Source organism: Mesorhizobium sp. WSM4828, from assembly GCF_055811175.1.
Map to the genome: position 1 here is coordinate 85,221 of NZ_JBVVQK010000015.1, position 24,711 is coordinate 109,931.

Annotated in this window: 24 protein-coding genes and 1 pseudogene; 17 read left to right on the top strand and 8 right to left on the bottom strand. The window is 59.9% G+C overall.

All coding sequences use genetic code 11. The annotated features are described in order from the left end of the window. Nucleotides 1-18: 18 nt before the first annotated feature. The 6 genes and pseudogenes from AC0L2X_RS18415 to nifS form a co-directional block, all read right to left on the bottom strand. Nucleotides 19-318 carry a ferredoxin family protein gene (locus tag AC0L2X_RS18415; protein ID WP_067318654.1) on the bottom strand — a complete coding sequence of 100 codons (300 nt, stop codon included), beginning with the start codon at nucleotides 316-318 and terminating at the stop codon, nucleotides 19-21. 12 nt (nucleotides 319-330) lie between these two features. Next, nucleotides 331-1,638 (bottom strand): FAD-dependent oxidoreductase, encoded by a 1,308-nt coding sequence (locus AC0L2X_RS18420; protein WP_473600198.1) that lies wholly within the window; start codon nucleotides 1,636-1,638, stop codon nucleotides 331-333. An 11-nt stretch (nucleotides 1,639-1,649) separates the two neighbouring features. Then, nucleotides 1,650-2,756 carry an electron transfer flavoprotein subunit alpha/FixB family protein gene (locus AC0L2X_RS18425; protein ID WP_473600199.1) on the bottom strand — a complete coding sequence of 369 codons (1,107 nt, stop codon included), beginning with the start codon at nucleotides 2,754-2,756 and terminating at the stop codon, nucleotides 1,650-1,652. 14 nt (nucleotides 2,757-2,770) lie between these two features. Then, on the bottom strand, nucleotides 2,771-3,622 hold the full coding sequence (locus AC0L2X_RS18430) for an electron transfer flavoprotein subunit beta/FixA family protein (RefSeq protein WP_473600200.1): 852 nt from the start codon (nucleotides 3,620-3,622) through the stop codon (nucleotides 2,771-2,773). 184 nt (nucleotides 3,623-3,806) lie between these two features. After that, nucleotides 3,807-4,190 carry a nitrogenase stabilizing/protective protein NifW gene (nifW, locus tag AC0L2X_RS18435; RefSeq protein ID WP_473600247.1) on the bottom strand — a complete coding sequence of 128 codons (384 nt, stop codon included), beginning with the start codon at nucleotides 4,188-4,190 and terminating at the stop codon, nucleotides 3,807-3,809. An 84-nt stretch (nucleotides 4,191-4,274) separates the two neighbouring features. After that, nucleotides 4,275-5,429, bottom strand: a pseudogene (nifS, locus tag AC0L2X_RS18440) (cysteine desulfurase NifS); the annotation flags it as partial. 503 nt (nucleotides 5,430-5,932) lie between these two features. Between nifS and AC0L2X_RS18445 the strand changes: the two are divergent. The 5 genes from AC0L2X_RS18445 (at nucleotide 5,933) to AC0L2X_RS18465 (ending at nucleotide 9,824) form a co-directional block, all read left to right on the top strand. Continuing rightward, on the top strand, nucleotides 5,933-6,334 hold the full coding sequence (locus AC0L2X_RS18445) for a hypothetical protein (RefSeq protein ID WP_473600252.1): 402 nt from the start codon (nucleotides 5,933-5,935) through the stop codon (nucleotides 6,332-6,334). After that, nucleotides 6,261-8,021, top strand: a complete 1,761-nt coding sequence (locus AC0L2X_RS18450; protein ID WP_473600248.1) for an ABC transporter ATP-binding protein — start codon at nucleotides 6,261-6,263, stop codon at nucleotides 8,019-8,021. Before AC0L2X_RS18445 ends, AC0L2X_RS18450 begins: the two co-directional genes overlap by 74 nt. Nucleotides 8,022-8,656: 635 nt before the next feature. Further along, nucleotides 8,657-8,860 carry a CCE_0567 family metalloprotein gene (locus AC0L2X_RS18455; protein ID WP_473600201.1) on the top strand — a complete coding sequence of 68 codons (204 nt, stop codon included), beginning with the start codon at nucleotides 8,657-8,659 and terminating at the stop codon, nucleotides 8,858-8,860. Next, nucleotides 8,857-9,174, top strand: coding sequence for a ferredoxin III, nif-specific (gene fdxB, locus AC0L2X_RS18460; RefSeq protein ID WP_473600202.1), 318 nt, complete (start codon nucleotides 8,857-8,859; stop codon nucleotides 9,172-9,174). The genes AC0L2X_RS18455 and fdxB overlap by 4 nt, the downstream gene beginning before the upstream one ends. Further along, nucleotides 9,171-9,824, top strand: coding sequence for a nitrogen fixation protein NifQ (locus AC0L2X_RS18465; protein WP_473600203.1), 654 nt, complete (start codon nucleotides 9,171-9,173; stop codon nucleotides 9,822-9,824). The genes fdxB and AC0L2X_RS18465 overlap by 4 nt, the downstream gene beginning before the upstream one ends. On the opposite strand, the gene rpoN is transcribed toward AC0L2X_RS18465, so the two are convergent. Together rpoN and AC0L2X_RS18475 are read right to left on the bottom strand one after the other, a co-directional pair. After that, entirely contained in the window at nucleotides 9,821-11,281 is a 1,461-nt protein-coding gene (gene rpoN / locus AC0L2X_RS18470) for an RNA polymerase factor sigma-54 (protein ID WP_473600204.1), read from the bottom strand. The genes AC0L2X_RS18465 and rpoN overlap by 4 nt on opposite strands. A gap of 75 nt (nucleotides 11,282-11,356) precedes the next feature. Beyond that, the gene (locus AC0L2X_RS18475; RefSeq protein ID WP_473600205.1) at nucleotides 11,357-11,905 is read right to left on the bottom strand and encodes a redoxin family protein; all 549 of its coding nucleotides are present in this window, start codon (nucleotides 11,903-11,905) and stop codon (nucleotides 11,357-11,359) included. A gap of 1,030 nt (nucleotides 11,906-12,935) precedes the next feature. On the opposite strand from AC0L2X_RS18475, the gene AC0L2X_RS18480 reads away from it, so the two are divergent. The 12 genes from AC0L2X_RS18480 (at nucleotide 12,936) to nifX (ending at nucleotide 24,696) form a co-directional block, all read left to right on the top strand. Then, nucleotides 12,936-13,364 (top strand): hypothetical protein, encoded by a 429-nt coding sequence (locus AC0L2X_RS18480; RefSeq protein WP_473600206.1) that lies wholly within the window; start codon nucleotides 12,936-12,938, stop codon nucleotides 13,362-13,364. 24 nt (nucleotides 13,365-13,388) lie between these two features. Then, a complete protein-coding gene (locus AC0L2X_RS18485; RefSeq protein ID WP_473600207.1) occupies nucleotides 13,389-14,606 on the top strand; it encodes a cytochrome P450 in 1,218 nt (405 codons plus the stop codon). 43 nt (nucleotides 14,607-14,649) lie between these two features. Then, nucleotides 14,650-14,895: a ferredoxin gene (locus AC0L2X_RS18490; RefSeq protein ID WP_473600208.1), complete on the top strand. Its 246-nt coding sequence runs from the start codon at nucleotides 14,650-14,652 to the stop codon at nucleotides 14,893-14,895. Nucleotides 14,896-15,105: 210 nt separating this feature from the next. Continuing rightward, on the top strand, nucleotides 15,106-15,645 hold the full coding sequence (locus tag AC0L2X_RS18495; protein WP_473600209.1) for a nuclear transport factor 2 family protein: 540 nt from the start codon (nucleotides 15,106-15,108) through the stop codon (nucleotides 15,643-15,645). Nucleotides 15,646-15,837: 192 nt separating this feature from the next. Continuing rightward, the gene (locus AC0L2X_RS18500; RefSeq protein ID WP_473600210.1) at nucleotides 15,838-16,071 is read left to right on the top strand and encodes a type II toxin-antitoxin system Phd/YefM family antitoxin; all 234 of its coding nucleotides are present in this window, start codon (nucleotides 15,838-15,840) and stop codon (nucleotides 16,069-16,071) included. Between the two features lie 3 nt (nucleotides 16,072-16,074). Continuing rightward, on the top strand, nucleotides 16,075-16,488 hold the full coding sequence (locus AC0L2X_RS18505; RefSeq protein WP_473600211.1) for a PIN domain-containing protein: 414 nt from the start codon (nucleotides 16,075-16,077) through the stop codon (nucleotides 16,486-16,488). A 627-nt stretch (nucleotides 16,489-17,115) separates the two neighbouring features. Next, a complete protein-coding gene (nifH, locus tag AC0L2X_RS18510; protein WP_473600212.1) occupies nucleotides 17,116-18,009 on the top strand; it encodes a nitrogenase iron protein in 894 nt (297 codons plus the stop codon). Nucleotides 18,010-18,113: 104 nt separating this feature from the next. Continuing rightward, complete coding sequence (nifD, locus tag AC0L2X_RS18515; RefSeq protein ID WP_473600213.1) at nucleotides 18,114-19,619, top strand: nitrogenase molybdenum-iron protein alpha chain; 1,506 nt, start codon at nucleotides 18,114-18,116, stop codon at nucleotides 19,617-19,619. A 127-nt stretch (nucleotides 19,620-19,746) separates the two neighbouring features. After that, the gene (gene nifK / locus AC0L2X_RS18520; protein WP_473600249.1) at nucleotides 19,747-21,288 is read left to right on the top strand and encodes a nitrogenase molybdenum-iron protein subunit beta; all 1,542 of its coding nucleotides are present in this window, start codon (nucleotides 19,747-19,749) and stop codon (nucleotides 21,286-21,288) included. 62 nt (nucleotides 21,289-21,350) lie between these two features. Beyond that, the gene (nifE, locus tag AC0L2X_RS18525) at nucleotides 21,351-22,841 is read left to right on the top strand and encodes a nitrogenase iron-molybdenum cofactor biosynthesis protein NifE (protein ID WP_473600214.1); all 1,491 of its coding nucleotides are present in this window, start codon (nucleotides 21,351-21,353) and stop codon (nucleotides 22,839-22,841) included. A 9-nt stretch (nucleotides 22,842-22,850) separates the two neighbouring features. Beyond that, complete coding sequence (nifN, locus tag AC0L2X_RS18530; protein ID WP_473600215.1) at nucleotides 22,851-24,233, top strand: nitrogenase iron-molybdenum cofactor biosynthesis protein NifN; 1,383 nt, start codon at nucleotides 22,851-22,853, stop codon at nucleotides 24,231-24,233. Then, nucleotides 24,199-24,696: a nitrogen fixation protein NifX gene (nifX, locus tag AC0L2X_RS18535; protein WP_473600216.1), complete on the top strand. Its 498-nt coding sequence runs from the start codon at nucleotides 24,199-24,201 to the stop codon at nucleotides 24,694-24,696. Before nifN ends, nifX begins: the two co-directional genes overlap by 35 nt. Nucleotides 24,697-24,711 lie beyond the last annotated feature (15 nt).

Below are 24,711 nucleotides of genomic sequence, written 5' to 3' on the forward strand. Positions count from 1 at the left end.
TCTCGCTCTTTGTGCCAGTCATCCGAACTTGAAGAGGACGCCGAAGCCGCCGCGCGGGTAATTCCACACGATCTCACCGCTGGCCTCGCACAGCACGCGACAGGTGCCGCATTCCATGCAGCCGTCGGAAGTGGTTTCCACCTGGCCCTTGTCGTTCAGCTCATAGCACTTAGCGGGGCAGATGTGTGTCAGCGCGAGCAGGTTCGCGCTCGGCCTCTCGTGGGGTTGCACTTTGATATGCGGGCGGCCCGGATCGACCAGATAGCGATTCTGGTAAAGCTTCTCCTCGACGCGTAGCTTCGTCACGGCGATGGTCATCCTGTTTCTCCTTCAGCGCCACGCAAGTGCCAGGCGGACCACATCGCTGATCAGCCCCCAGCGCGAACGCGCCTTGATGAAGGCAGCAGTGGTCGCCTTTTCCTTCTCGATTTTAGGGGTGCCATCGACCCGCATGAAGTTCTGCGCGGCCTGCGACATCAACCGCGGGTAAGTCATGAAGAAATTGCGGGAATTGGTGTGTATCAGAGCAGGCATGTCCTTATATTTCATCAGGTCTTTAACTACGAAGGACTTGTCCAGCATCGTCTTGTAGAGGGCCAGGTTCCTCCTGGTCATCGGCTGGTTGCGGCTCTTGATCTCGATGATTGCCTCGCCCGCGATGCGACCGGAAGTCATGGCAAGGTTCGAACCCTCGCGGTGAATAGCGTTGTTCAGTTGGGCGGCATCGCCGACCGCGACCCAACCGTCGCCGAAGAGCTGCGGAATTGCCTTGTAGCCACCTTCGGGAATGAGATGCGCGGAATACTCCTTGACTTCCGAGCCCGCGATCAGCGGCCGGATCGAGGGATGGTTTTTGAAGGCGTCGAGGAGGACGTAAGGGCTCTCCATTGTCTGGGCGAAATCGGAGACGAGGCAGCCGATGCCGAGAGAGATCGACTCCTTGTTGGTGTAGAGGAAGGCAAGCCCGGCCATGCTGCGGGAGATCGTACCTGCCGCTTCGATCACGCAACCTTCGTCGCCCTGGAGGCCGAACCGCTGCTCAATGACCTCATCGGGTAGGAAGTGCATTTCCTTGACAGCGAGCGCCACGCTTTCTGGCTTCGGCATCTTGCGCAGGCCGGCCCGTGTACCGAGCAGTCCGTTGACGCCTTCCGCGAGCACGACGACGTCCGCGTAGATCGGCCCGCCAGCCCGGTCGGTGCGCACGCCGATCACCTTACCTTGTGCATTGCGGACGAGTTCGGTCACCGTCGTCTCACACAGAACCGTGGCGCCGGCCGCGCGCACCTTGCGCGAAAACCACTTGTCGAATTGGGCGCGGATGATCGTGTAGCGATTGGGCTTCGCCTCGTTGAAATCATCCGACCGATACTGCATCCCGGTGTGGGAGGTGTCGTCCATCACCCAGAATCGCTGCTCGACCAGATGCCGCTCGAGAGGCGCATCATTCCGGAAATCCGGGATGATTTGCTCCAACATGTCGGCGTACATGATGGCGCCCTGGACATTCTTGGAGCCCGGATACTCGCCCCGCTCCAACTGCAGCACCGTCAGGCCCTGGCTTGCCATAGTGTAGGCGGCCGCGTTTCCGGACATACCGGCCCCGACGACGATGGCGTCGAATTCTTCCTCGATCATGGCCGTCTCCCTTAGCTCGCAAGCTTGTCGTGGCTGTGCGGCGACAGCCGCCGGGTAAAGGCTTCCGTCAACGCCGGCAGGAAACGGATCGCATCGGTGACGATGCCGAGGTGGGCAAAGTCGAAGATCGGGGCGTTCGGGTCGGTGTTGATGGCTACAATCAAATCAGCCCCCTCCACGCCAACCCGATGCTGAATGGCGCCGGAAATCCCGGCCGCTATGTAAAGCTTTGGCCGGATGGTCTTGCCCGTTTGGCCAACCTGCCGATCGGCCGGCATCCAGCCCTTCTGGACCAGCGGGCGCGAACAGCCGTATTCGGCGCCGATTGCCCGCGCTAGATTCTTCACAAGCTGCAAATTCTCCGCTGAGCCGAGGCCGAGGCCTCCGGCAACCACGATGTCGGCGTAGGCGAGATTTGCCTTTGCCGATTGGCGATCGAGGTTGAAGCCAAGGACTTTGGTGATGATCTCTTCCTCGGTCATCGACAGCTTGTGCCGGATGACACGCCCGACCGGCTTGTCCGTCCGCGGTGGCATGGCCATAACCCGCGGTCGTACGGTAGCCATCTGCGGCCGGTAGTTGAGCGTATAGATCGTGCATAGCAAGGAACCGCCGAAAGTCGGACGGGTCGCGGCGAGCGAACCGTCGACATCCACATCGAGTTCGGTACAGTCGGCAGTGAGCCCTGTCAGCAAGGTCGTCGCTACTGAGCCAGCGAGATCCCTCCCGAGCGTGGTCGCACCGAGAAGCAGGATTTCCGGTTTGTGGGTATTGACCAGATCCGACATCGCCTTGGTGAAAGGCTCGTTGCGATAGTCGGCAAGCAGCGGTGCCTCGACGAGGTAGACAAGGTCGGCGCCGTAAGCGAAGGCCTCGGCAACGGCATGCTGGGTGGCCTCACCCGGCGGTCCGAGCACGATTCCCGCAAGCTGGATGCCAAGCTTGTCGGCGAGCTTGCGGCCTTCGCCAATCAGTTCGAAGGAGACGGGATGGACCTCGCCGCGTTCCAGTTCGATGAAAACCCAGACATGCCGATAGTCCCTAAAGTGCTCAGGCAATTCCTTCTTGATGCCGGCACGGCCGGCGGAAGGAGGGGCTTCGCGGTTCGCGTTCAACATCTCTCTCCTTGCCGTCACTGGCCGCCGTCGAAGGCGAGTTCGTGTTCCAGCGCCGGCTGGCGGGTGAAGATTGCGGCGATCAGTTCGTCAGCGAGGTCATGCTGCGTCTTGTCGGTCATGTCGATCTGCGTCGCCTTTTCCGCCCGCGTGGTAGGGGCGAAAACGCGCTTGACGACCGTCGGCGAGCCGCGCAGGCCGCATTTGGTGAGGTCCTCAATGCCAGCTTCGGCCGCGCTCCACTTCACGATGTGGCTGCGCGCGGCGCGCATGGCATCGTCGAGCGAACCCCTGCGGATTTCGTTGGTGCCTTCCAGCATTGTGATGAGGCAAGGCAGCCTGCTTTTCAGCATCTGTGTACCGCCTTCCGAACGACGCTTGACAGTGATCTCGCGCGCATCAAGATCGATAGAGGCGATCTTCGCCACATAGGTGAACTGCACGAGGCCGAGACGCTTGGCGATGCCGGGCCCGACTTGGGCGGTATCGCCGTCAATCGTCTGCTTGCCGGCGAAGACAATGTCCGGCGCGCCGAAGGTCTCGCCAATTCTCACGATTGCCCGAGAAAGCGCGAAGGAGGTCGCCAGCGTGTCGGAGCCGGCAAAACAGCGGTCCGTCAAGAGTACCGCGCGGTCGGCGCCATAGGTGAGCGCCTTGCGCAGCGAATCTTCTGCCATCGGCGGACCCATCGTAAGCACGGTGATCTCGCCGCCATGGGAGCCGCGCAATCTAAGTGCCTCTTCCAGGGCGAAAAGGTCGTAAGGGTTGATGATGGTCGGCACGCCCTGCCGCATGATCGTGTTCGTCACCGGGTGGACACGGATCTGCGCGGAGTCCGGCACCTGCTTGATACAGATTACAATGTGCATTGCGTCCTTCTCGGTTCCAACCCGCAAGCGGCCCTGGCGTTCATCTCCTTCGCAGCATCATTCGTGCCAACCGTTTGGCGTTGCTCTGTTCCCTTTGAGATGGGTTGTTTTCTTCCGAAAGGTGCCGTCGTGATGACCGGATGTGTTGGCTTTTCGACATTGTCGCGTCGCAACCGTGTCGCGCTCATTCTGTCCCGAACCGCCTCAGGATCGAATCGAACGGGACAAAGGTGTGGCCCCGAGTGGCCGGTTTGTCCGGATCGTGCTCTTCGAGCACCTTGAAGACCCGGTGCGTGAGTGGCGAGGATGTCGCGAAATCCTCATAGGCGCGTTCCAACGTCGCACGCGCCCGCGCGGCGATCACCCCGTCGGGAAGACCGGCGAAATCCTCTTCAGCGAGGTATTGGCCCATGCGCTTCATGATATGGAGCCGTGAGACATTGAGCACCTTCGGATCATAAGAGATGCCAAGGACTGCGAAGAACTCCTCCGCAGCCGACAGGCCCTTCAGCCGGGCGAGGATGTCGGTGACATCGATGGCACAGCTTTCAGCGAAACAACTGCGCATTGCATTTTCCTTGACCGGAAACGGCGGTCGGGGTTGCGTCGTCGCCCAGACCTGGAACTGATTGAAGTCCTCTGACCTGGCTGGCGAAGACGGGGAAAGGTCTCGCAGCTTCTTAACGATCCCGGGCATGACCTCGAGCACCCGGTCGACGTCCTCCTCGCCATTGTTGCGCGAAAAGGAGAAACGGATTGCGCCGTGTGCCGCGCTATTGGGGATATTCATCGCCACCAAGACGTGGCTCGGCTCCAGCGAGCCGCACGCGCAAGCAGAGCCGGAGGAGCAGGCGATGCCCTCGCGATTGAGGAAATGCAGTATGCCCTCACCTTCGATATGTTCAAAGGCGATGTTTGCGGTGTTCGGTAACCGCTTTAGTAAATCGCCGGCGACCAAGGTGTGTGGAATGCGCTGCAGAAGTTCTTTCTCCAGACGGTCGCGCAACGCCTTTACCCGTGTGTTCGCGTCGTCCATGAATTTCAAAGCAAGATCGGCTGCCACGCCGAGGCCGACGATGCCTGGCGTATTCTCCGTGCCCGCGCGGCGGTTGCCCTCCTGGCGCCCCCCCTTGATCAGCGGACAGAAGCGCACGCCGCGCTTTAGATAAAGTGCGCCGACCCCTTTCGGTCCGTGTAATTTGTGACCGGAGAGAGACAGCATATCGATTGCCGCCGATTTCAAGTCGATCGCAAGCTTGCCGACCGCTTGCACCGCGTCGGTATGGAAAAGGGCGCCGACTTCCTTGGCCAACTCAGCAAGCTCGACCACCGGGAAGATCGTTCCGGTCTCGTTGTTCGCCGCCATGATCGAGACGATCGCCACGCGCGGGGTGAGGGCGGCCTTATAGGCGTCGAGGTCGAGCCGGCCGTGGCGATCCACCGGAATCCTATGCACCTTGATGCCGCGCGTCTTCTCAAGGTGGGCGCAAAGCGTCAGCACGGCCGAATGCTCGACTGCGGAAGTCACGATGTCAGTGCGCTCAGGCATCACCTCGAGCGCCGAAAGTATTGCCGCGTTGTCGCTTTCCGTCCCGCCCGAGGTGAAGGTGATCTCGTCGTCGAACTCCGCGCCGATCAGCGTTTGCACCTGCAGGCGCGTCTTTCTCACCGCCGCCCCGGCGGAAGTTCCAAAATCGTGGCTCGACGAAGGGTTGCCGAATTGGTCCGTAAAAAACGGCAGCATTGCTTGAACGACTTCAGGATCGACCCGTGTCGTTGCGTTGTTGTCCAGATAAACAGGCTTCATGAATGTGATCCTTCTCCTGAGCGCAATCACGCAAAGCGCACGCCCTGTCTGTCATGATGATGGCTAGCCGAAGGAGTTGCCGCGGCCACATTCGGCCCGCTCGCTTCTTGGAGCCGGCGCGGCCGCCCGCCTCGACGTTGATGCGCCAGCCTTGCGCCGGCCCGGGAAAGCGCGGTCCTTTAGGCCACGGCGTTTTCGGTGTGCTGGATCATGGACTGTTTCTCCTTCAGGCCGGGACGCGTTCGCGAACAGCTACGCATGGCCCGTGCCAAAGAAGGAAATCATTTTGAAACAGCATGATCGGTCCCACACTGCTATGTCGCATGTCCGACATCGGCGGGAATTGTTCAACGCGGAACGCCGTTGAAGCGTGAATTCCGCTTCGCGTGAGGAGCAATCCCGTCGGCCGTTTCGCCAAGGATGCCCGCGACCGATGCGTCCTGTCGGGTTTGTCGGGTGCGCGACGCGGCGCTGTTCCGCCCCGCTGCCTGCTGAGATCTCGTTTGTCATTGAAGAATATGCAGAAAATTCTTCTGAGCTTCTTTCTGAGCCTTTGGCACGGCTATTGCGGTTCTCTCCTCGCAAGGCAGCACGTGCCGGCGGCCGATATTCATCTCGCGGGTGACATCGCGATCGATGGAACGAAGGAAAGAAAGCAACATGTCAGGTCGAGATCAGCTACCCGCGTTGCGAGCGATGCTTTCGTCCTCACGCAGACTTTCCATTTCAGGTTTTTTGAGACCGAGCGTCCTGGTGCGCTCGTTCAAAGCCAGGCGTCGCTTCCGCATCGATCTGCGCGGCGCCGCCTTTCGCGACGTTTTCGCCTTCACCATACGCCACTGGAGCAGGCAGCCGGTCCGGCTCGCGATCATTATGATCGCGATGCTTGTCGCAACGCTCCTTGACGTTCTGACCCCTCTCTATTCCGGACGGCTCGTAGACGCGGTCGCACAAGGAGCGGCAGCCGACGCCGTCGTGTGGGATGCGGCTCTTGCGGCCTTTTCAATGTTGATTGCGCTCACACTCGGCGCCGTCGTCATGCGCAACATCGCCTTCATTGCCATCAACGACTTCATTCTGAAGATGATGTCCGACATCGCCAGCGACGCGTTCCATCGCGTCCAGCGCTTTTCGACCGATTGGCATGCGAAAACCTTCGCCGGCTCGACAGTGCGCAAGATCACGCGCGGCATGTGGGCGCTCTGCCTCTTCAATGACACGATCGTTCTCGCGTTGTTCCCCTCGCTCATCATGCTCGTAGGCTCGAGCGTTCTGCTCGGCTGGTACTGGCCGATGATGGGGCTGATCATCGCCTGCGGCTCGGTTGGCTATGTGGCGCTGATCATTATCCTGTCGCTCGGCTATGTGGCGCCAGCGGCAAGCCTTGCCAACAACTGGGATACGAGGCTTGGCGGCTCGCTTGCGGACGCCATCAGCTGTAACGCGGTGGTCAAAGGCTTCGGCGCCGAAGCGCGGGAAGATCATCGCCTCGCGAAAGTCATGTCCAAGTGGCTGCACCGCACCCGCCGGACCTGGGTGCGCGGGACGATCAGTGCTGCATTCCAGGGGATCATGCTTCTTGCGATGAGAGCGGCTTTGATCGGCTATGCCTTATTTATGTGGTCGCGCGGCCAGGCTACCCCAGGTGACATCGCCTTGGTGCTCGCGTCTTTCACCGTCCTGTATGGCTACTTGCGTGATGTTTCCATGCACGTGCGCAACATCCAGCGCTCTGTAAATGAGATGGAGGAACTGGTCCAAACCTACAGCCAGCCGTCCGACGTAGCCGATGTTCCGGGCGCCAAGCCGATCCGGATCACGGAAGGTCACATCGATTTTGAGAGCGTGCATTTCCACTACGGCAATCATTGGTCGCCATTCTACAGCGACTTGTCGATTTCGATTGACGCCGGCGCACGGGTCGGTCTGGTCGGCCCCTCTGGCTCCGGCAAGACCACCTTCGTCAAGCTCATCCAGCGGCTTTACGACTTGGATGCTGGACGAATCTTGATCGATGGGCAGGACATCTCGCGGGTGACGCAGGCCTCGCTGCGCTCACAAATCGCGATCGTACAGCAGGAGCCCCTCCTGTTCCACCGCTCGCTGGCCGAGAACATAGCCTATGGGCGGCCGGGTGCTTCTCGGTCCGACATTGAGCAGGCGGCGCGGCTCGCCAGCGCGCATGACTTCATTGCGCGCCTGCCGAACGGCTACGCCACGCTGGTCGGCGAACGCGGCGTGAAGCTTTCAGGCGGCGAGCGCCAGCGTGTGGCTATAGCCCGCGCCTTCCTCGCCGATGCCCCGATCCTTATTCTGGACGAGGCGACATCGAGCCTCGACTCGGAATCGGAGGTGCTGATCCAGAAGGCGATGGAGCGGCTCATGGTCGGGCGCACCACGCTCGTCATTGCGCACCGGCTCTCGACCGTGCGCGAACTCGACCGGCTGCTTGTCTTCGACCGTGGTTGCATCACCGAGCAGGGCGACCATGCCACGCTGATCCGTCGCGACGGCATCTACCGCCGCCTGTTCGAACGGCAGGCCTTGGAGCTGACAAAGGGGTGGGATGAGACCAATGTGCAACGCGGTTGAACGCGGCGTGAATTTAGCTTGCCTCCCCAGCAATCCTGTCGGGCCGTTGCTGAAAAGGCCGCCGCAACCTGTCGTCGGATCTTTCGACCCCACGACACGCCTGGTGCCGACCTGTCTTCCTGCCGCGCTCTCGAGTAAACCGATGAACGGGATGCAGACAATTTTTTATGAGCTTCGTCCTGCGATCCCGGCACGGCGCTTGACGCTCCCTCCTGAGGCCACAGCCGCGCGATCATTTACATTCTGGTTGATGCGACCAATGGAGCCGAAGGAAAGCAACGCGCCGGGTCCGCGCCGGATACGCGTCCTCTGGCATAGAGGTGTGGCCAAAATCGACTCCCTCCCAGCATGCGCTAACCCCCCGGGTCGACGTCGGGCACAAGATCTTGATTGTCGCTGCGACCCACCGCTCTTATGCCGAACTCGAAGCTGCAACATACGGACCTGCGTCCCGCCGCGCGGGATTGCATAAGCTGGCTGTAGCGTCTCCCATGCACCATCGGCATCAACGGTTCGGCTCGAGACGTTTCGAAAACTCGCCGAGGTCAGTACGAAACCGGCGATACGTTCGCGGTCTTCGAAGTGCATCCCGACATGGCGCGGGCGTAAGAAAACCGGCTTGCGAGGAAGGGATCATGTCAGACCTTGAAATTTTGCAGAAGAAGGTTCGCAAGCTGCAGTCGCGCGCGGGAGCCGCCAAGATGGAATTGCACGGCCTAGCCGAGGACCTGCCGGTCAACTGGACCAAGATCAAGACGGTCGCCAGGAAAGCCTTCGGTATTTTCGCCGAATTGAATGCGGCAAAGGAAGAGCTCGCGGCGTTAGAGAATTCACAATGACGGGCGCTTTTGTCACCCGCGACGGCTCTCCATGGACGCCGCACTATCTGACGGCGATCAATGGCGCGACCTGCATCGGCTGCGGCCGCTGCTTCAAGGTCTGCTCGCGCGAGGTCATGCACCTACATGGCGTCGATGACGCAGGCGAAATCCTGGGCATCTGCGCGGGCGAGGACGACGATTTCGACGGCGAACTCACCCGCATGGTCATGATCGTCGACCATGCCGGCCGCTGCATCGGCTGCGGTGCCTGCGGCCGCGTCTGCCCGAAGAACTGCCAGACCCACCTTGCGGCCGACACGCTAGCTGCATGAGCCGGGGACAAGACCAGGAGAACGGCGCCACGTTCGCACATCACTATGGCTGTTTAAGCACCAGCCAATGGCCGCCGACCGACCAGGCGACGGCGTTCGACCAGCATGTGCTTGCATGTGTTATCTACCTCGCGCTGGAGGAGGTTGAGGCCGGCAAGGCGACCGCGACCGAAGCAACCGGCCTTTCGCGTGCCGACCTGCGGGATGTCGTGACACGCTGTTTCCCCGCTATGCCCGTCAACGCCTTCGCGCTGGAAAAGCTCACTGATCCCGAGCCTGATATGGAGGAAGGGCTTCTACGCTGCCTGCTCATTGGGCATGCCAGGCCAGGCGATTCGGCGAGCACCCTCTTCGCCAAGATCATCGCCAGGCGTAGTTTGCGCAATGACCATCTGTGGCAGGACCTTGGCCTTGTCAATCGCGCCGAGCTCAGCCGCTTGATCGCCAGACATTTCCCGGCGCTGGCGGCCGGCAACACCAACAACATGAAATGGAAGAAGTACTTCTATCGTAAGCTCTGCGAGGCTGAAGGCTTTTCGCTATGCACCGCCCCCAGTTGTCAGGAATGCCGCGATTTCGAAAGCTGTTTTGGCCCGGAGGAAGGCGAAAGCCACTTGGCACGGATCAAGAACGGGTTCGCTTTGGATTAAGAGCCACTTTCGTCGGCGCCGCCGCCCTGGCTTGATTGGCATCGAAGCCACACGCGCTTTTCCCGGCGACGTCGCGAGGAGGAAGGGATGTTCAGCGCCTCACGATATTTCGCAACTGTACGGCGAGCAATGTCGATCCCGGTTTCCTTGAGCCGGGTGGCGATGTTGTCGTCGGAAAGCACTTCGTCGGGCGATTCCACGGCAATCATCGCCTTGATTTGATGGCGGACAGCTTCGGCGGAGTACGCCTCGCCGCCTTCGAAGGAGGCGATCGCGACAGTGAAAAAATACTTCAGTTCGAACACGCCCCGCGGGGTCAGCATGTATTTGTTCGACGTCACCCGGCTTACCGTCGACTGGTGCACGTTGACCGCATCCGCGACAGTCCTGAGACTGAGAGGCCGCAGGTGGTCGACGCCGTGTTCAAAAAAGGCGTCCTGCTGGCGGATGATTTCAGCCGCGACCTTGAGGATCGTCTTGGCGCGCTGATCAAGGCTGCGGATTAGCCAGTTCGCGTTTTGGAGGCATTCGTTGAGAAATGCCTGATCTTTCGAATTTTGCGTGCTTAGGCGCGAGACCTCGGCAAAATAGGTTTGGTTCATCAGCACTTTGGGCAGCGTGTCTGGATTGAGTTCGATTTGCCATCCGCCTGCGGGCGAGGGCAGGACCAAGACGTCGGGTATGATCGCTTCAGGCCCTCCGGATTGGAAACGGTTTCCAGGCTTGGGATCGAGCGCGCGGATTTCGTGCAACATATCGAGAAGGTCGTCTTCATCGACACCGCAGTGGCGCTTCAATGCCTGAAAATCGCGTCGCGCTAGCGCTTCAAGATTGGCGACCAGCGCTGCCATCGCCGGGTCGAACCTGTCTAGCTGCCGCAATTGTATCTCAAGGCATTCGCTGAGAGTTCGCGCAAAAATCCCTGGTGGATCGAACTGCTGCAAGGTTCCGAGAACCCGTTCCACGTCAGCCTCCCGGACATTCAGGCTGCTGGCTAGTTCCGAAAGGTTCACCTGAATGTACCCGTTGTCTTCCAGATAACCGGCAAGCTCGCCAGCTATTCGCCGCTCCAGCGGCGCGAATGCGCTGAGAGCGATCTGACGAGCGACATGGTCGTGCAGTGTTTCGGTGGACGTGCAGGTCTCTTCGAGAGCATTGTTTCCCCCCGTTGCGACATTGTTTTTGCCGCGGATTGATTTCCACTCCGAGGCCCGATCCGATATTCCGCCCGTCGTCGGTCCGATGTGGGGGTTTTCGGCCGAGATCGACGGAGTATCCTTCGGCGCCCGGCCATCGTTTGATGCATGTTCCAGAAAGGGGTTCTTCTCGATTTCCTGCTCGACGAACTGATGCAGTTCGGGATGCGCCAGTTGCAGCAGGCGAATTGACTCCATCATTTGCGGTGTCAAAACGAACGATTGCTTCTGACGCTGAAGCAGGCTTGCTGAGGACTGCATGGTTAGCGTGAAACTCCTACCGAGCGACTCTTGGCCTTGTGCAGTGGGATCTTTCGAGACGTTGACTCTTCTGGATCATGCGGCCGTCACGGATTTGCCGGCTTTCAGCGTTTCAAGGACGTTCTGTGGCGACGATGTGCCATAGGGGTCGGTCTCGCAGTTGTCGCAGAAACCGTCCTCCTCGAACCACCGCTCCACCACGCCATTGTTGATGACGGCAGCGTAGCGCCAGGAGCGCATGCCGAAGCCGAGATTGTCCTTGGCAACCAGCATGCCCATCTTGCGGGTGAACTCGCCTGAGCCGTCCGGAAGGAGCTCGACCTTCTGCAGCCCCAAGGCCTTCCCCCACGCATTCATGACGAAGGCATCGTTGACGGAGACGCAGTAGATCGCTTCAATTCCCAGCTTCTCAAATTCGTCATAGAGCTCTTCGAAGTTGGGCAGTTGATAGGTCGAGCAGGTCGGGGTGAAGGCGCCTGGCAGCGAGAACAGTATGACGCGCTTGCCGACAAAGTAGTCGTCGGATGTCTTTTCTTCCCAACGGTATGGATTTGGCCCTTGGACTGAATCATCGCGAACACGCGTTAGAAAGGTGACGAAAGGAACCTTTTTTTTGACGGTCATCGATGTTGCTCCTGGAGTAAAAGTTGATGCGCTGCTTTTTCGGTTGAAACTGATGCGGCATCGATCTCGGCCGGCAATTCGGCCGGGCGCCGCGCGTTTGCGTGCCGGCCTTGGATCAGCCGTGGCAAAACCGCTCGCGAGCACGCGCGTTTGAAGAAAACGAGGTCTCGATTTACGACGGCAACGAGAACGGTTTCACTACGCACTTGTATGGGGCGTCGCGATGTCAGCAATGGTCTTGCTCCTGTCCGCCTTGTTATGGGCTCTGCCGCGTATGTCGCAAGCGCCATGCCATTTGGTTTTAGGCAGGGGTTCACACTGATCTTTTGCAGCGACACTCTTTGCCTTGAGCGGCCAGAAACCATGCCTTCGCCGAGACCGAGCGCGCCCATAATCACCTGATCGTGAGCTCTGGGCAGAGGGGACCCTCTTTAGGCGTATGAAGCCCCTAGCCACTTTTGTCCGAAGCTGGACAACAATGTCGGAAGTCGGACCAGAGGATCGCCCGGAAGCCGGCGCGGAGAATATGTGGCTCGTATTCGGAGCGAAAATCTGTGGCCTATATTCGAAACGAGGGACGGGAGTCGATCGGGCTAACCTGACGAGGATCCCGTTGGCATCCGTTCTCAGGATTGAGGCGGCTGACTATGCGCTTCGCCCTGTCGACGCTCGCCAAGCAGCTTCGAAATCGGCAATGGGTACAAAAAAAGGCCAGCACGTCCACTAGCAAGCTGGCCATGTGCATCTTCCTGAACTGCGCTTGCGTGGCGCGGGCACGGTCCCGAGGTGACGGGAAAACCGCCTTGCACTCTCGGAGCATTTTGAAGCTGCCGCGACTTTGATGTCAGGTCTGTTCGGTCCGCGACACGGCTGTGCTCCGCCAGGCTTGCTGATGCGAAGTCACTCAAGCTGTTGAACGATATATAGAAAATCTCCCGCAGGGCCCTTTCCGCGCCGCTGGCACGACTTTTGAAGCTCTCTCGCGAGGCGGCGGCAGCTACCGCCTGGCGTTCATGTTGTGGGTGACATCGTGATCAATGCAACCAAGGAAGACAACATGTCGGGTCCGCGTCGAACCGATCCATCCAAAGGCATTGCCTGTGAAAGCCCGACCGGCGTGACTGGCCTGGACACCCGCAGTTCGTCTGGCACCGGCCAACGGCCATCCACCGAGGAGGGGATGAGATTCGACCCGCCCTCATCGCCTTCGGTCGCGGAAATCGGTGAAGCGATGTCGACGGGTACCGCCTCTCGCGTGCCGCGCTACGGACATCCTGGAAGAGATGACCGGCCTGAACCCGTTGTGGCGAAGGGCTTCATTTCCGGCTCGTCGTTCGAAGCTGGAAAACGCCGCTTCTCCGACGATTTCGCTCGTCGGCTCTTTGGCGGGCCGGCAGCGGTCTGGCCAGAGTTACAAATTGCCGGACGGCCAAGATGCCATGCCGCGCGGCCTGTTTAGTGGTTAGACGGCAGGAGAAATCCAATGGCGATCAACCCGGTTCCAGATCATGTCCCGCCCGAAATGGTGAGGGACTTCAGCCTGTTCACATCGCCAGGCATGCCACCAACGCCCAACGGGGATCCACACGCAGCTGTCGCTTGCGCCCATGACGGGCCTCCGATCTTCTATTCCCCCTACAACACGCAAGATGGCCGGGGCACCTGGGTCATCACCCGCGCCGCAGACCAGCGTAAGGTGCTGCAGGACGCTGAGACTTTTTCCAGCCATCGCAGCATCTTCTCCTCCATACTGGGCGAAACCTGGCCGACGATCCCGCTTGAGCTCGATCCGCCGGCCCATGGCGCGTTTCGCTCACTGCTCAGTCCGCTGCTTTCGCCAAAGCGCGTCACAGCACTGGAGCCGGCTGTCCGCGAGCAAGCGATCACGCTGATCGATAGGATCGCCGCATCGGGCACGAGCTGCGACGTCATGAAGGATTTTGCCTTTCCGTTCACTGTCAGCATCTTCCTTCGCATTCTGGGATTGCCGGATCAGGGGCTCCATACATTTGTCGGCTGGGCGAAAAATCTGCTCCACGGCGACGATGTGGAACGACCCGTGGCTGCCCGCAAGATTGTAGCTTTCATAGATGAACTTGCAACCAATCGCCGCAAGGATCCGGTCGACGACCTCATGACCTTCATCGTGCAGGCACAGGTCGAGGGCCGCCGGCTAACCGACGAGGAGATCCGTGGCATCGGCGTGCTTGTCTTCGTCGCAGGACTTGACACTGTCGCAGCAGCTATAGGCTTTGACCTGGCTTATCTAGCGCGCAACCTCAAGGATCAGGAACTGCTGCGCAGCGAACCGGAGCGCATCCTGCTCGCAACCGAAGAACTGCTGCGGGCCTATCCACCCATTCAGTTGATCCGCGTGGCTACGAAGGATATCGACTTCGAAGGCGCGCCGATCCGAAAGGGGGACTATGTTTCCTGCGCCACGATGATTGCAAACCGCGACCCGGAGGAATTCGAATCCCCCAACACGGTCGATCTGGCGCGAGAGCACAACCGCCACGCCGCCTTTGGCTATGGTCCCCACCGTTGCCTTGGCTCACACCTTGCCCGGCGCGAGATTGTCATTGGCTTGGAGGAGTGGCTGGCGCGCATACCGGCCTTCCGGATCAAGGAAGGTACAGCGCCAATCACCTGTGGCGGCCATGTGTTCGGAATCGAAAATCTGATCCTGGACTGGTCATGACTATTGCCGTCCCGAGCCATGGCAAGACAATGGAGGCAGCGCTATGCGCATTATCGTCCACAATGCCAAATGCCAGGGTCACGCGCGATGCTCGGCGCAAGCGCCAAGCATTTTCACGCTTGATGATGAGGGATACGTCCTGCCTGGCGATATCAATGTCGCGCAGGGGGACGAACTGCTCGCGTCACGGGCCGTGCGATCCTGCCCCGAATGTGCGCTGGAAGTCGATCGCACATCGGCCGCGCGGTTCGATCCAGCCGCCATTCGACCAAGAGCTGGGGAAGCTTAGGTGGAATCGACGAGACGTAGCCCCACACCGCAAACCAAGGCGTCCAGCCGCTTCCCTGCCTACCTCCTCTCCGGCATCGAGATCTCCATGACACGCACGCGACACGTGAAGTTCGCCTCCGTTCTGGCTTCGTCAATTGCCGATCGGTTCGTCCTTGCACGTACCTAGAGGCACGAAACGCCTTCCAATCTCAGAATTTGCGACAGAGCGATGGGCCAGGAAAAAATCGCCGAATTACTCGACCGCGAGGCAATCCGCGACTGCCTTTATCGGTACTGCCGCGGCATAGACCGCGCGGATGAGGCTGCGCTGCGCAGTGCGTATTGGCCCGATGCGCAAGACAATCACGTCGCCTATTGTGGCTCAGCCGAGGCCTTCATTGAGTTTGCGCTTGGTGTCTTCAAGACCGGACCGCGCTTAATCCACCAGATCACGAACGTATTGATTGAATTCCTCGATCCGGCGGAGGCCGTGGTCGAGAGCTATTTCACCGCGCTGCAACGCGGACCAGACGACGACGGAGAAGCACGCCAGATGCTCCTCTGCGGCCGCTACTGCGATCTGTTTCAGAAGAGGGAAGGGGCGTGGCGCATTGCCGAACGGACCGTGGTTTACGATTGGTTCGAAGAGCAGACCCCACCAGCGGTCCCCGAGGCAGAACGGTTCGGCTTGCGGCAACCTATCGGAGCAGCGCATCCCAATGACCCCGTTTACGCGCTCAGGAAGCGCCGCAGCTCGTCATCAAAATGAAAATGCAATGCTTGTCACCGCAACGCTTTCCAACGTCCCAACTGGAGAGCCGTATCGCGGGAGCGGTCCCGGAACGCTACACCTTTCTCGCGAGCAACATGACTGTCGCCACATCTGTGCTAACGCTACGTTTGACGACAGGCCACCCTTCGCTTATATTCTGGCCATATGGTCAGTTTTTTGGAGGCTGTCATGAAGAACATTACCGTCGTTGAGGCAAAATCCCGGTTCTCGGCCTTGCTGGCTGAGGTCGAGGCGGGCGAGGAAATCGCTGTCACCCGGCACGGGAAGGTCGTTGCACGGCTTGTGCCGGATCGCCCGCGTGTGGCGGCTGACGCCTTTCGTGACTTCTGGTCTGAAGACGACATTGATCTGGAAGCGCCGGATGATGCGCCGGCCGAAGACGTCGCCTCGTTGGACCACTGAGCCTTGGCCAATCTCTATCTGCTGGATACCAATATCCTGATCGCGGCGCTGAAAGGGCTGTGGGAAGTGCAGCAGCGGCTTGAGTCTCTGCCGCTTAGCTGTATGCGTTTGTCGGCTATCGTACTCGGCGAGCTGGAATTCGGGGCCGAGAAAAGTAAGCAAAGCGAGCGAAATCGCGTCCGTCTTGCGACGCTGGTCCAGCGATTGCCGTTAGTTAGTGTCGACCACGACACCACCCGGCACTATGCGCAGGTTCGGGCGCACCTGGAGCGACAGGGATCCCCTATCGGAGCAAATGACACCTGGATCGCGGCGCAAGCACTCGCGATCGGTGCCACGCTGGTTACAGACAATGAGCGTGAGTTCGCCCGCGTGCCCGGTCTGGCATACGAAAACTGGTTGGCGAAGAAGGGGTAGGTTTAGCCATGAGCGGCACAGGCCGGCACACCTCATCTGTTTTTCTCAGGGCCAACCTAAGCGACACGTTCTCCAGAGTTCTAGGCGCGCAAGCTAGGCGCAATGAGTATACCCGTTGACCCCCTAGGTCAGATTTCAGTGCCTCTGGTAGCGCTATAAGCTGCGTCAGAAATACACACGCCGTGTTGCAAGAGCAGTAAGCCCGACAAGTCGCGCCAGCGCCGTTTGAACGACACTTGGAGAAGACGCGCGAGGCCCAGGACGAGCTGACGAGTACACTTGGCCGACGCAACAGCGCTGGACATTACAACTGGCGGGTCGCCGCCCGCCTGTCGCTTGGCAGATGGGGTGGTTGCCGTGCTCCCCTAACGATCAATAGCGGTCGCAAGTAACGCCATCCGACATCTCCTGTCGCCTATGTCAGGTTCGCGACACAAGTTTATTTAGCCAATTTAATGTTTTTGCCAAATGTTAAATAGCTGAAAAGCAATCATAAAATTTCCTTTTCGATCCGGCCGGCCAAATTGGCACGAGTTTTGAAACGATCGGTGCGAGGCGCCGGGATCTGCCGACCGGACTTCAAGTCGCGGGTAGCCGCTATGGATGGAAAGAAGGAAGGAAACCAACATGTCAGGTCTGCGTCAGATCGCATTTTACGGAAAGGGAGGCATCGGCAAATCCACCACCTCTCAAAATACGCTCGCTGCCCTGGTCGACCTCGGACAGAGAATCCTCATCGTCGGCTGCGACCCGAAAGCCGATTCCACCCGCCTGATCCTGAACGCAAAGGCGCAGGATACGGTTCTGCATCTCGCCGCCCAGGAAGGTTCTGTGGAAGACCTCGAACTCGCGGACGTGCTCAAGATCGGCTACAAAGACATCAAGTGCGTGGAGTCCGGCGGCCCTGAGCCGGGTGTCGGCTGCGCCGGCCGCGGCGTCATCACCTCGATCAACTTCCTCGAGGAGAACGGCGCCTATGACAATGTCGACTATGTCTCCTACGACGTGCTGGGTGACGTGGTGTGCGGCGGCTTCGCGATGCCGATCCGCGAAAACAAGGCGCAGGAAATCTACATCGTCATGTCCGGCGAGATGATGGCGCTCTATGCCGCCAACAACATCGCCAAGGGTATCCTGAAATACGCCCATTCGGGCGGCGTGCGGCTCGGCGGGCTGATCTGCAACGAGCGCCAGACCGACCGCGAGCTCGATCTCTCTGAGGCGCTGGCCGCCAGGCTTAATTCCAAGCTCATCCACTTCGTGCCGCGCGACAACATCGTCCAGCACGCCGAACTGAGGAAGATGACGGTAATCCAGTATGCGCCGGACTCCAAACAGGCAGGGGAGTACCGCGCGTTGGCCGAGAAGATCCATGTCAATTCGGGCCAGGGCACCATCCCGACCCCAATCACCATGGAGGAGCTCGAGGACATGCTGCTCGACTTCGGCATCATGAAGACGGACGAGCAAATGCTTGCCGAGCTTCAGGCCAAGGAAGCGAAATTGGCCGTCGCTCAGTAACCGTCGCTACCGACAGGGGGCGCCGACCGTGATCTGGCGCCACTTTCTACGAAACAAGGCCTCGTTGGCGAGGCGTTACCCGAACCTTGAAAGGGGCAGGTCCCATGGGCCTCGACTATGAGAATGACGGCGCTTTGCATGCGAAGCTTATCGAAGACGTGCTGTCCCAATATCCAGACAAGGCGGCGAAGCGTCGCAAGAAGCACCTCAGTGTCGCAACGAGCAAGGACGAGGCCGGAGGGGAGGACAAGGGCCTTTCCGAATGCGACGTGAAATCGAACATCAAATCCATTCCGGGCGTGATGACAATACGCGGCTGCGCCTACGCCGGCTCCAAGGGCGTGGTGTGGGGTCCTGTCAAGGATATGGTCCACATCTCGCACGGGCCGGTCGGCTGTGGGCAATATTCCTGGTCGCAACGGCGCAATTATTACGTCGGCACGACGGGCATCGACACGTTCGTGACAATGCAGTTCACCTCCGACTTCCAGGAGAAGGACATCGTTTTCGGCGGCGACAAGAAGCTGGAAAAGATCATCGACGAGATCGAGGACCTGTTTCCGCTCAGCGGGGGCATCTCGGTGCAGTCCGAGTGCCCGATCGGCCTAATCGGGGACGATATCGAGGCAGTGTCGCGCAAGAAGGCCAAGGAGCACGAAAAGACGATTGTACCGGTGCGCTGCGAGGGTTTCCGCGGCGTTTCACAATCGCTCGGCCACCACATTGCAAATGATGCGATCCGCGACTGGGTCTTCGACAAGGAGGATGTCAAGTTCGAGTCCGGCCCATACGACGTCAACGTCGTCGGCGACTACAACATTGGCGGCGATGCCTGGGCTTCGCGAATCCTGCTCGAGGAGATTGGGCTTCGGGTGGTCGGCAACTGGTCGGGCGACGCCACGCTCGCCGAGATAGAGCGCGCGCCCAAGGCCAAGCTCAACCTGATCCACTGCTACCGGTCGATGAACTACATCTGCCGGCACATGGAGGAAAAGTACGGCATCGCGTGGATGGAATACAATTTCTTCGGCCCCTCCCAGATTGAGACCTCCCTGCGCAACATCGCAAAGCATTTCGGCCCGGAAATCGAGGAGAAGACCGAAAAGGTCATCGCCAAGTACCGGCCCTTGGTCGATGCAGTCATCGCCAAGTACCGACCGCGCCTCGAAGGCAGGACGGTGATGCTCTATGTCGGCGGGCTGCGCCCGCGTCACGTCATCACTGCCTACGAGGACCTCGGTATGGTGATCGTTGGCACCGGCTACGAGTTCGCCCACAACGACGACTATCAGCGCACCGGCCATTACGTGAAGAATGGCACGCTGGTCTATGACGACGTTACCGGTTTTGAACTGGAGAAGTTCATCGAAGGCATCCGCCCTGATCTCGTTGGCTCCGGTATCAAGGAGAAGTACCCGGTGCAGAAGATGGGCATCCCGTTCCGCCAAATGCACTCCTGGGACTATTCCGGCCCGTATCACGGCTATGACGGTTTCGCCATTTTCGCCCGCGACATGGATTTGGCCATCAACAACCCGGTCTGGGATCTCTACCGCGCGCCGTGGAAGAAGATGAAGGACACGTCGCTGACGGCGGTCGCCGCCGAATGAGGACTGGCCTCCCTGCCTGGCAGGGAGGCCGATAAATGCTCGGGGCACTCGATCCGCGCGAGGCCCTTTAACGTCTTGATGTCCCTGTGCTGCCGCTTGGCGCGGCCAGATGGAAAAGGTGACCACCATGCCGCAATCGGCCGAAAAAGTTCTCGACCATGCTCCCCTGTTCCGCGAGCCGGAATACAGACAAATGCTTGCCGAGAAGAAACTGAATTTCGAATGTCCGCACCCTGATCAGATCGTCACCGACCAACGCGAATTGACCAAGACTTGGGAATACCGCGAAAAGAACCTCGCTCGCGAGGCGCTTGTCATAAACCCTGCCAAGGCCTGCCAGCCGCTCGGCGCGGTGTTCGCGGCCGCGGGCTTCGAGCGGACCATGTCTTTCGTCCACGGTAGCCAGGGCTGCGTTGCCTACTACCGCTCGCATCTGTCGCGACATTTCAAAGAGCCTTCGTCAGCGGTTTCCTCCTCGATGACCGAGGACGCGGCAGTGTTTGGCGGCCTGAAGAACATGGTCGACGGGCTCGCCAATACCTACAAGCTCTACGACCCCAAGATGATCGCCGTCTCGACCACCTGCATGGCCGAAGTCATAGGCGACGACCTGCGTAGCTTCATAGAGAACGCCAAGAACGAAGGCTCGGTCCCCTGCGACTTCGACGTGCCTTTCGCTCATACGCCTGCCTTCGTCGGCAGCCATGTCGACGGCTATGACGGCATGGTGAAGGGCGTGCTGGAGCATTTCTGGAAGGGCGGCGAGCGCGCGCAAGCCGCTGGGGCCATCAACATCATTCCAGGCTTCGACGGATTCTGCGTCGGCAACAACCGGGAACTCAAGCGCCTCCTCGACCTGATGGCTGTCACCTATACCTTCATTCAGGACGCCTCAGACCAGTTCGACACGCCGTCGGACGGCGAATACCGCATGTATGACGGAGGCACAAAGATCGAAGACGTGAAAGGGGCACTCAACGCCGAGGCGACACTGTCGCTGCAGCACTTCAACACCCGCAAGACGCTGGAATATTGCAATGAGGTCGGGCAAGCGACGGCATCCTTCCACTATCCGCTAGGGGTCCAGGCGACCGACGAGTTCCTGATGAAGGTCTCGGCCATTTCCGGCAAGGAGATCCCCGAGACAATCCGGATGGAGCGCGGCCGACTCGTTGACGCCATGGCGGACAGCCAGTCATGGCTGCACGGCAAGAAATACGCAATCTACGGCGATCCAGACTTCGTCTACGCCATGGCCCGCTTTGTCATGGAAACTGGTGGCGAGCCGACCCACTGCCTCGCCACCAACGGCACCAGTGCCTGGCAAGCGGAGATCAAGGAACTGCTCGCCTCCTCGTCCTTCGGCCAGGATGCCCAGGTCTGGGCGGGCAAGGATCTCTGGGCAATGCGCTCGCTGCTCTTTACAGAGCCGGTGGACCTGCTGATCGGCAATTCCTATGGCAAGTATCTGGAGCGCGACACCGGCACGCCGCTGATCCGGCTGATGTTTCCAATCTTCGACCGGCACCATCACCATCGCTTTGCGCTCATGGGCTACCAGGGCGGTTTACGCGTGCTGACGACGATCCTCGACAAGATATTCGACAAGCTCGATCGCGAGACGAGCGAGACGGGCGTGACGGATTATTCCTATGACCTCACTCGCTAAGAGCCGGTGCCGGCTTTTCGCCGTGGCCGCCCATCGCCCAATGGACTTCGGAGACTGACGCCATGACCCCGCTCAGTGCCAAGATTCAGGACGTTTTCGACGAGCCCGCCTGCGATGACAACCGCAGCAAGTATGCCAAGGCGCGCAAGGAGGGCTGCTCGAAGCCGCTGACCCCCGGGGCGGCAGCCGGCGGCTGCGCCTTTGACGGCGCCAAGATCGTCCTGCAGCCGATCACCGACGTTGCGCACCTGGTCCATGCGCCGCTCGCCTGCGAGGGCAATTCCTGGGACAACAGAGGCGCAGCTTCGTCCGGGCCAACCCTGTGGCGGACAAGCTTCACAACCGACCTCACCGAACTCGACGTCGTGATGGGGCAGGGCGAGCGGAAGCTCTTCAAGGCGATCCGCGAAATCAAGGAAACATATGCGCCGCCGGCAGTCTTCGTCTATTCGACTTGCGTGACGGCGCTGATCGGCGACGACATCGAGGCCGTTTGCAAACGCGCGGCCGAAAAATTCGGCTTGGCCGTGGTGCCGATCAATGCGCCGGGCTTCGCCGGCTCCAAGAACCTCGGCAACAAACTCGCCGCCGAAGCGTTGCTCGATCATGTCATCGGCACGGTGGAACCCCACGACGCCGGGCCCTACGACATCAACATCCTTGGCGAATTCAACCTCTCCGGCGAATTCTGGCTGGTGAAGCCGCTGCTTGATCGGCTCGGCATCCGCGTGCGCGCCTGCATTCCGGGCGATGCGCGTTACATCGACGTTGCATGCGCGCACCGCGCCCAGGCGGCTATGATGGTGTGCTCGAGCGCACTCATCAATCTGGCCCGCAAGATGGAGGAGCGCTGGGACATCCCGTTCTTCGAGGGCTCCTTCTACGGCATAACCGATACCTCGGAAGCGCTTCGCAACATTGCTGAGCTGCTGGTGAGGAAGGGCGCAGATCGGGAAATCCTCGATCGCACAGACACGCTGATTGCTGAGCAGGAGGCGATTGCGTGGAAGAAGCTCGAGGCCTACCGCCGGCGGCTTCAAGGCAAGCGTGTGCTGCTCAATACAGGCGGTGTGAAGTCCTGGTCAGTGGTTCACGCGCTGATGGAGATCGGCATGGAGATCGTCGGCACCTCGGTCAAGAAATCCACAGTCGAAGACAAGGAACGGATCAAACGGATCCTCAAGGACGAAAACCACATGTTCGAGCAGATGGCAGCGCGCGACCTTTACGCCATGCTCTCAGAAGGCAAGGCCGACATCATGCTGTCTGGCGGGCGCACGCAATTCGTCGCGCTCAAGGCCAAGACGCCCTGGCTCGACATCAACCAGGAGCGCCAACACCCTTACGCCGGTTATGACGGCATGGTGGAACTCGTACGCCAGATCGACCTCGCCATTCATAACCCGATCTGGGACCAGGTGCTGGAGCCGGCGCCGTGGGATTGCCAGCCTGCCGTGGAGGACGATCTGGCGAGCACGAAGGACGGGACCGCGGCTGTGAACGCTTTCAATGAATTCGCCGGCGCGACGGCTCACCGCTCCGGCGACCGTTGAGGAAATCCGATGGTCCGCATCCTTCGCAATACCAAATCAGCGGCGGTCAACCCGCTGAAGTCCTCGCAGCCGCTGGGTGCCGCCTTCGCTTTTCTTGGAGTCGACGGTGCGATGCCTCTGTTCCACGGCAGCCAAGGCTGCACCAGCTTCGCGCTCGTGCTCTTCGTGCGGCATTTCAAGGAAGCGATCCCCTTGCAGACAACGGCGATGGACGAAGTGGCAACCATACTCGGCGGAGCGGACCATCTGGAAGAGGCGATCCTCAACCTCAAAACCCGTACAAAGCCAAAGCTGATAGGGGTGTGCACGACCGCGCTGGTCGAGACCCGTGGCGAAGATTGCGCGAGCGATATCGCCAACGTGAAGCTGAAGCACGTGGACGAGCTCGCGGGTACGGAGGTCGTGCTGGCCAACACGCCTGATTTTGACGGCGCGATCGAGGAAGGCTGGGCCAAGGCTGTCGCAGCGATGATCGAAGGGATTACACGGTCGGGCGCACGGAAGCGGCAGCCGAAGAAGATCGCGATCCTGCCCGGATGGAACCTCACTGTCGCTGATGTCGAGCATCTGCGTGACATGGTTGAAAGTTTTGGGCTCAAGCCGGTTATTCTGCCCGACATCTCCGGCTCACTCGACGGTATGGTTCCTGACCGCTGGGTAACGACTACCTATGGCGGCACCAGCGTCGAGGAAATCCGCGAGCTTGGCACGGCCGCGCAATGCATCGCTATCGGCGAGCACATGCGCCACCCGGCGAAAATGCTGCACGGTTTGACCGGCGTGCCGTTCGTGATGTTCCAGTCGCTGACCGGATTGAAGGCTGTCGACCGGTTCGTCTCGCTGCTGTCGGCGGTTTCGGGCGCGGCGGTGCCGGCCCAAGTGCGGCGTCGCCGCGCGCAATTACAGGATGCGTTGCTCGACGGACATTTTCATTTCGGAGGCAAGAAAATTGCGATCGCTGCTGAACCAGACCAACTCTATCAATTCGCAACCTTCTTCACGGGCATGGGCTCCGAAATCGCGGCGGCGGTCACGACGACCGATATGTCGAAAATTCTGGAAAGGGTACCGACGGAGTCGATTCAGATCGGCGATCTCGGCGATTTGGAAGCGCTTGCGGGCGACGCTGATCTTCTGGTCACCCATTCACATGGACGCCAGGCGTCGCAACGCCTTGGCATTCCCCTTATGCGCGTCGGCTTCCCCGTCTTCGACCGGCTCGGCAGCCAGCACAAGCTCTCAATCCTCTATCAAGGGACCCGTGATCTGGTTTTCGAGGTCGCCAACATGTTCCAAGCCAACCGGCATGCGCCGACGTCTGAGGAACTTGATCCATTCCGCAACCGGGAAACGCAAGGTGGGCCCCGTTCGTCGCCTCTCACTAGTCACTGACGAGGTTCAAGCTCCAATGCGTGAACGACAAGCAGGCGCTTTGCGCGTGGCAATCGCAACCCAAGACATGAAGGAGCTCAATGCGCATTTCGGGTCGGCCAAGCGCTTTGCCGTGTACGACGTGACGCGCGAGGAGTGGCATCTCGTGGAAGCCGTGGCCTTCGATGAGATTTCCGATGAGAGCGGGAAGCATCGGACCGAGGGCGATGACCGCATCACGCCGAAGGTGGAGGCGCTGAAGGGCTGCCATCTGCTGTTTTGTCTGGCCATTGGCGGGCCTTCGGCAGCCAAGCTTGTTGCGGCAAAAATCCATCCAATCAAGGTGCCGCAGCCACAAACCATCCAAGAGGTACTGTTGCGCACGCAGACGATGCTGAGGACATGTCCTCCGCCCTGGCTACGCAAGGTGCTGGCCGAAGCTGGTGTCGCCGAACAGAAACCGTCCTTCGAGGACGAGGACTGAAGAGGAAAGAGCGAA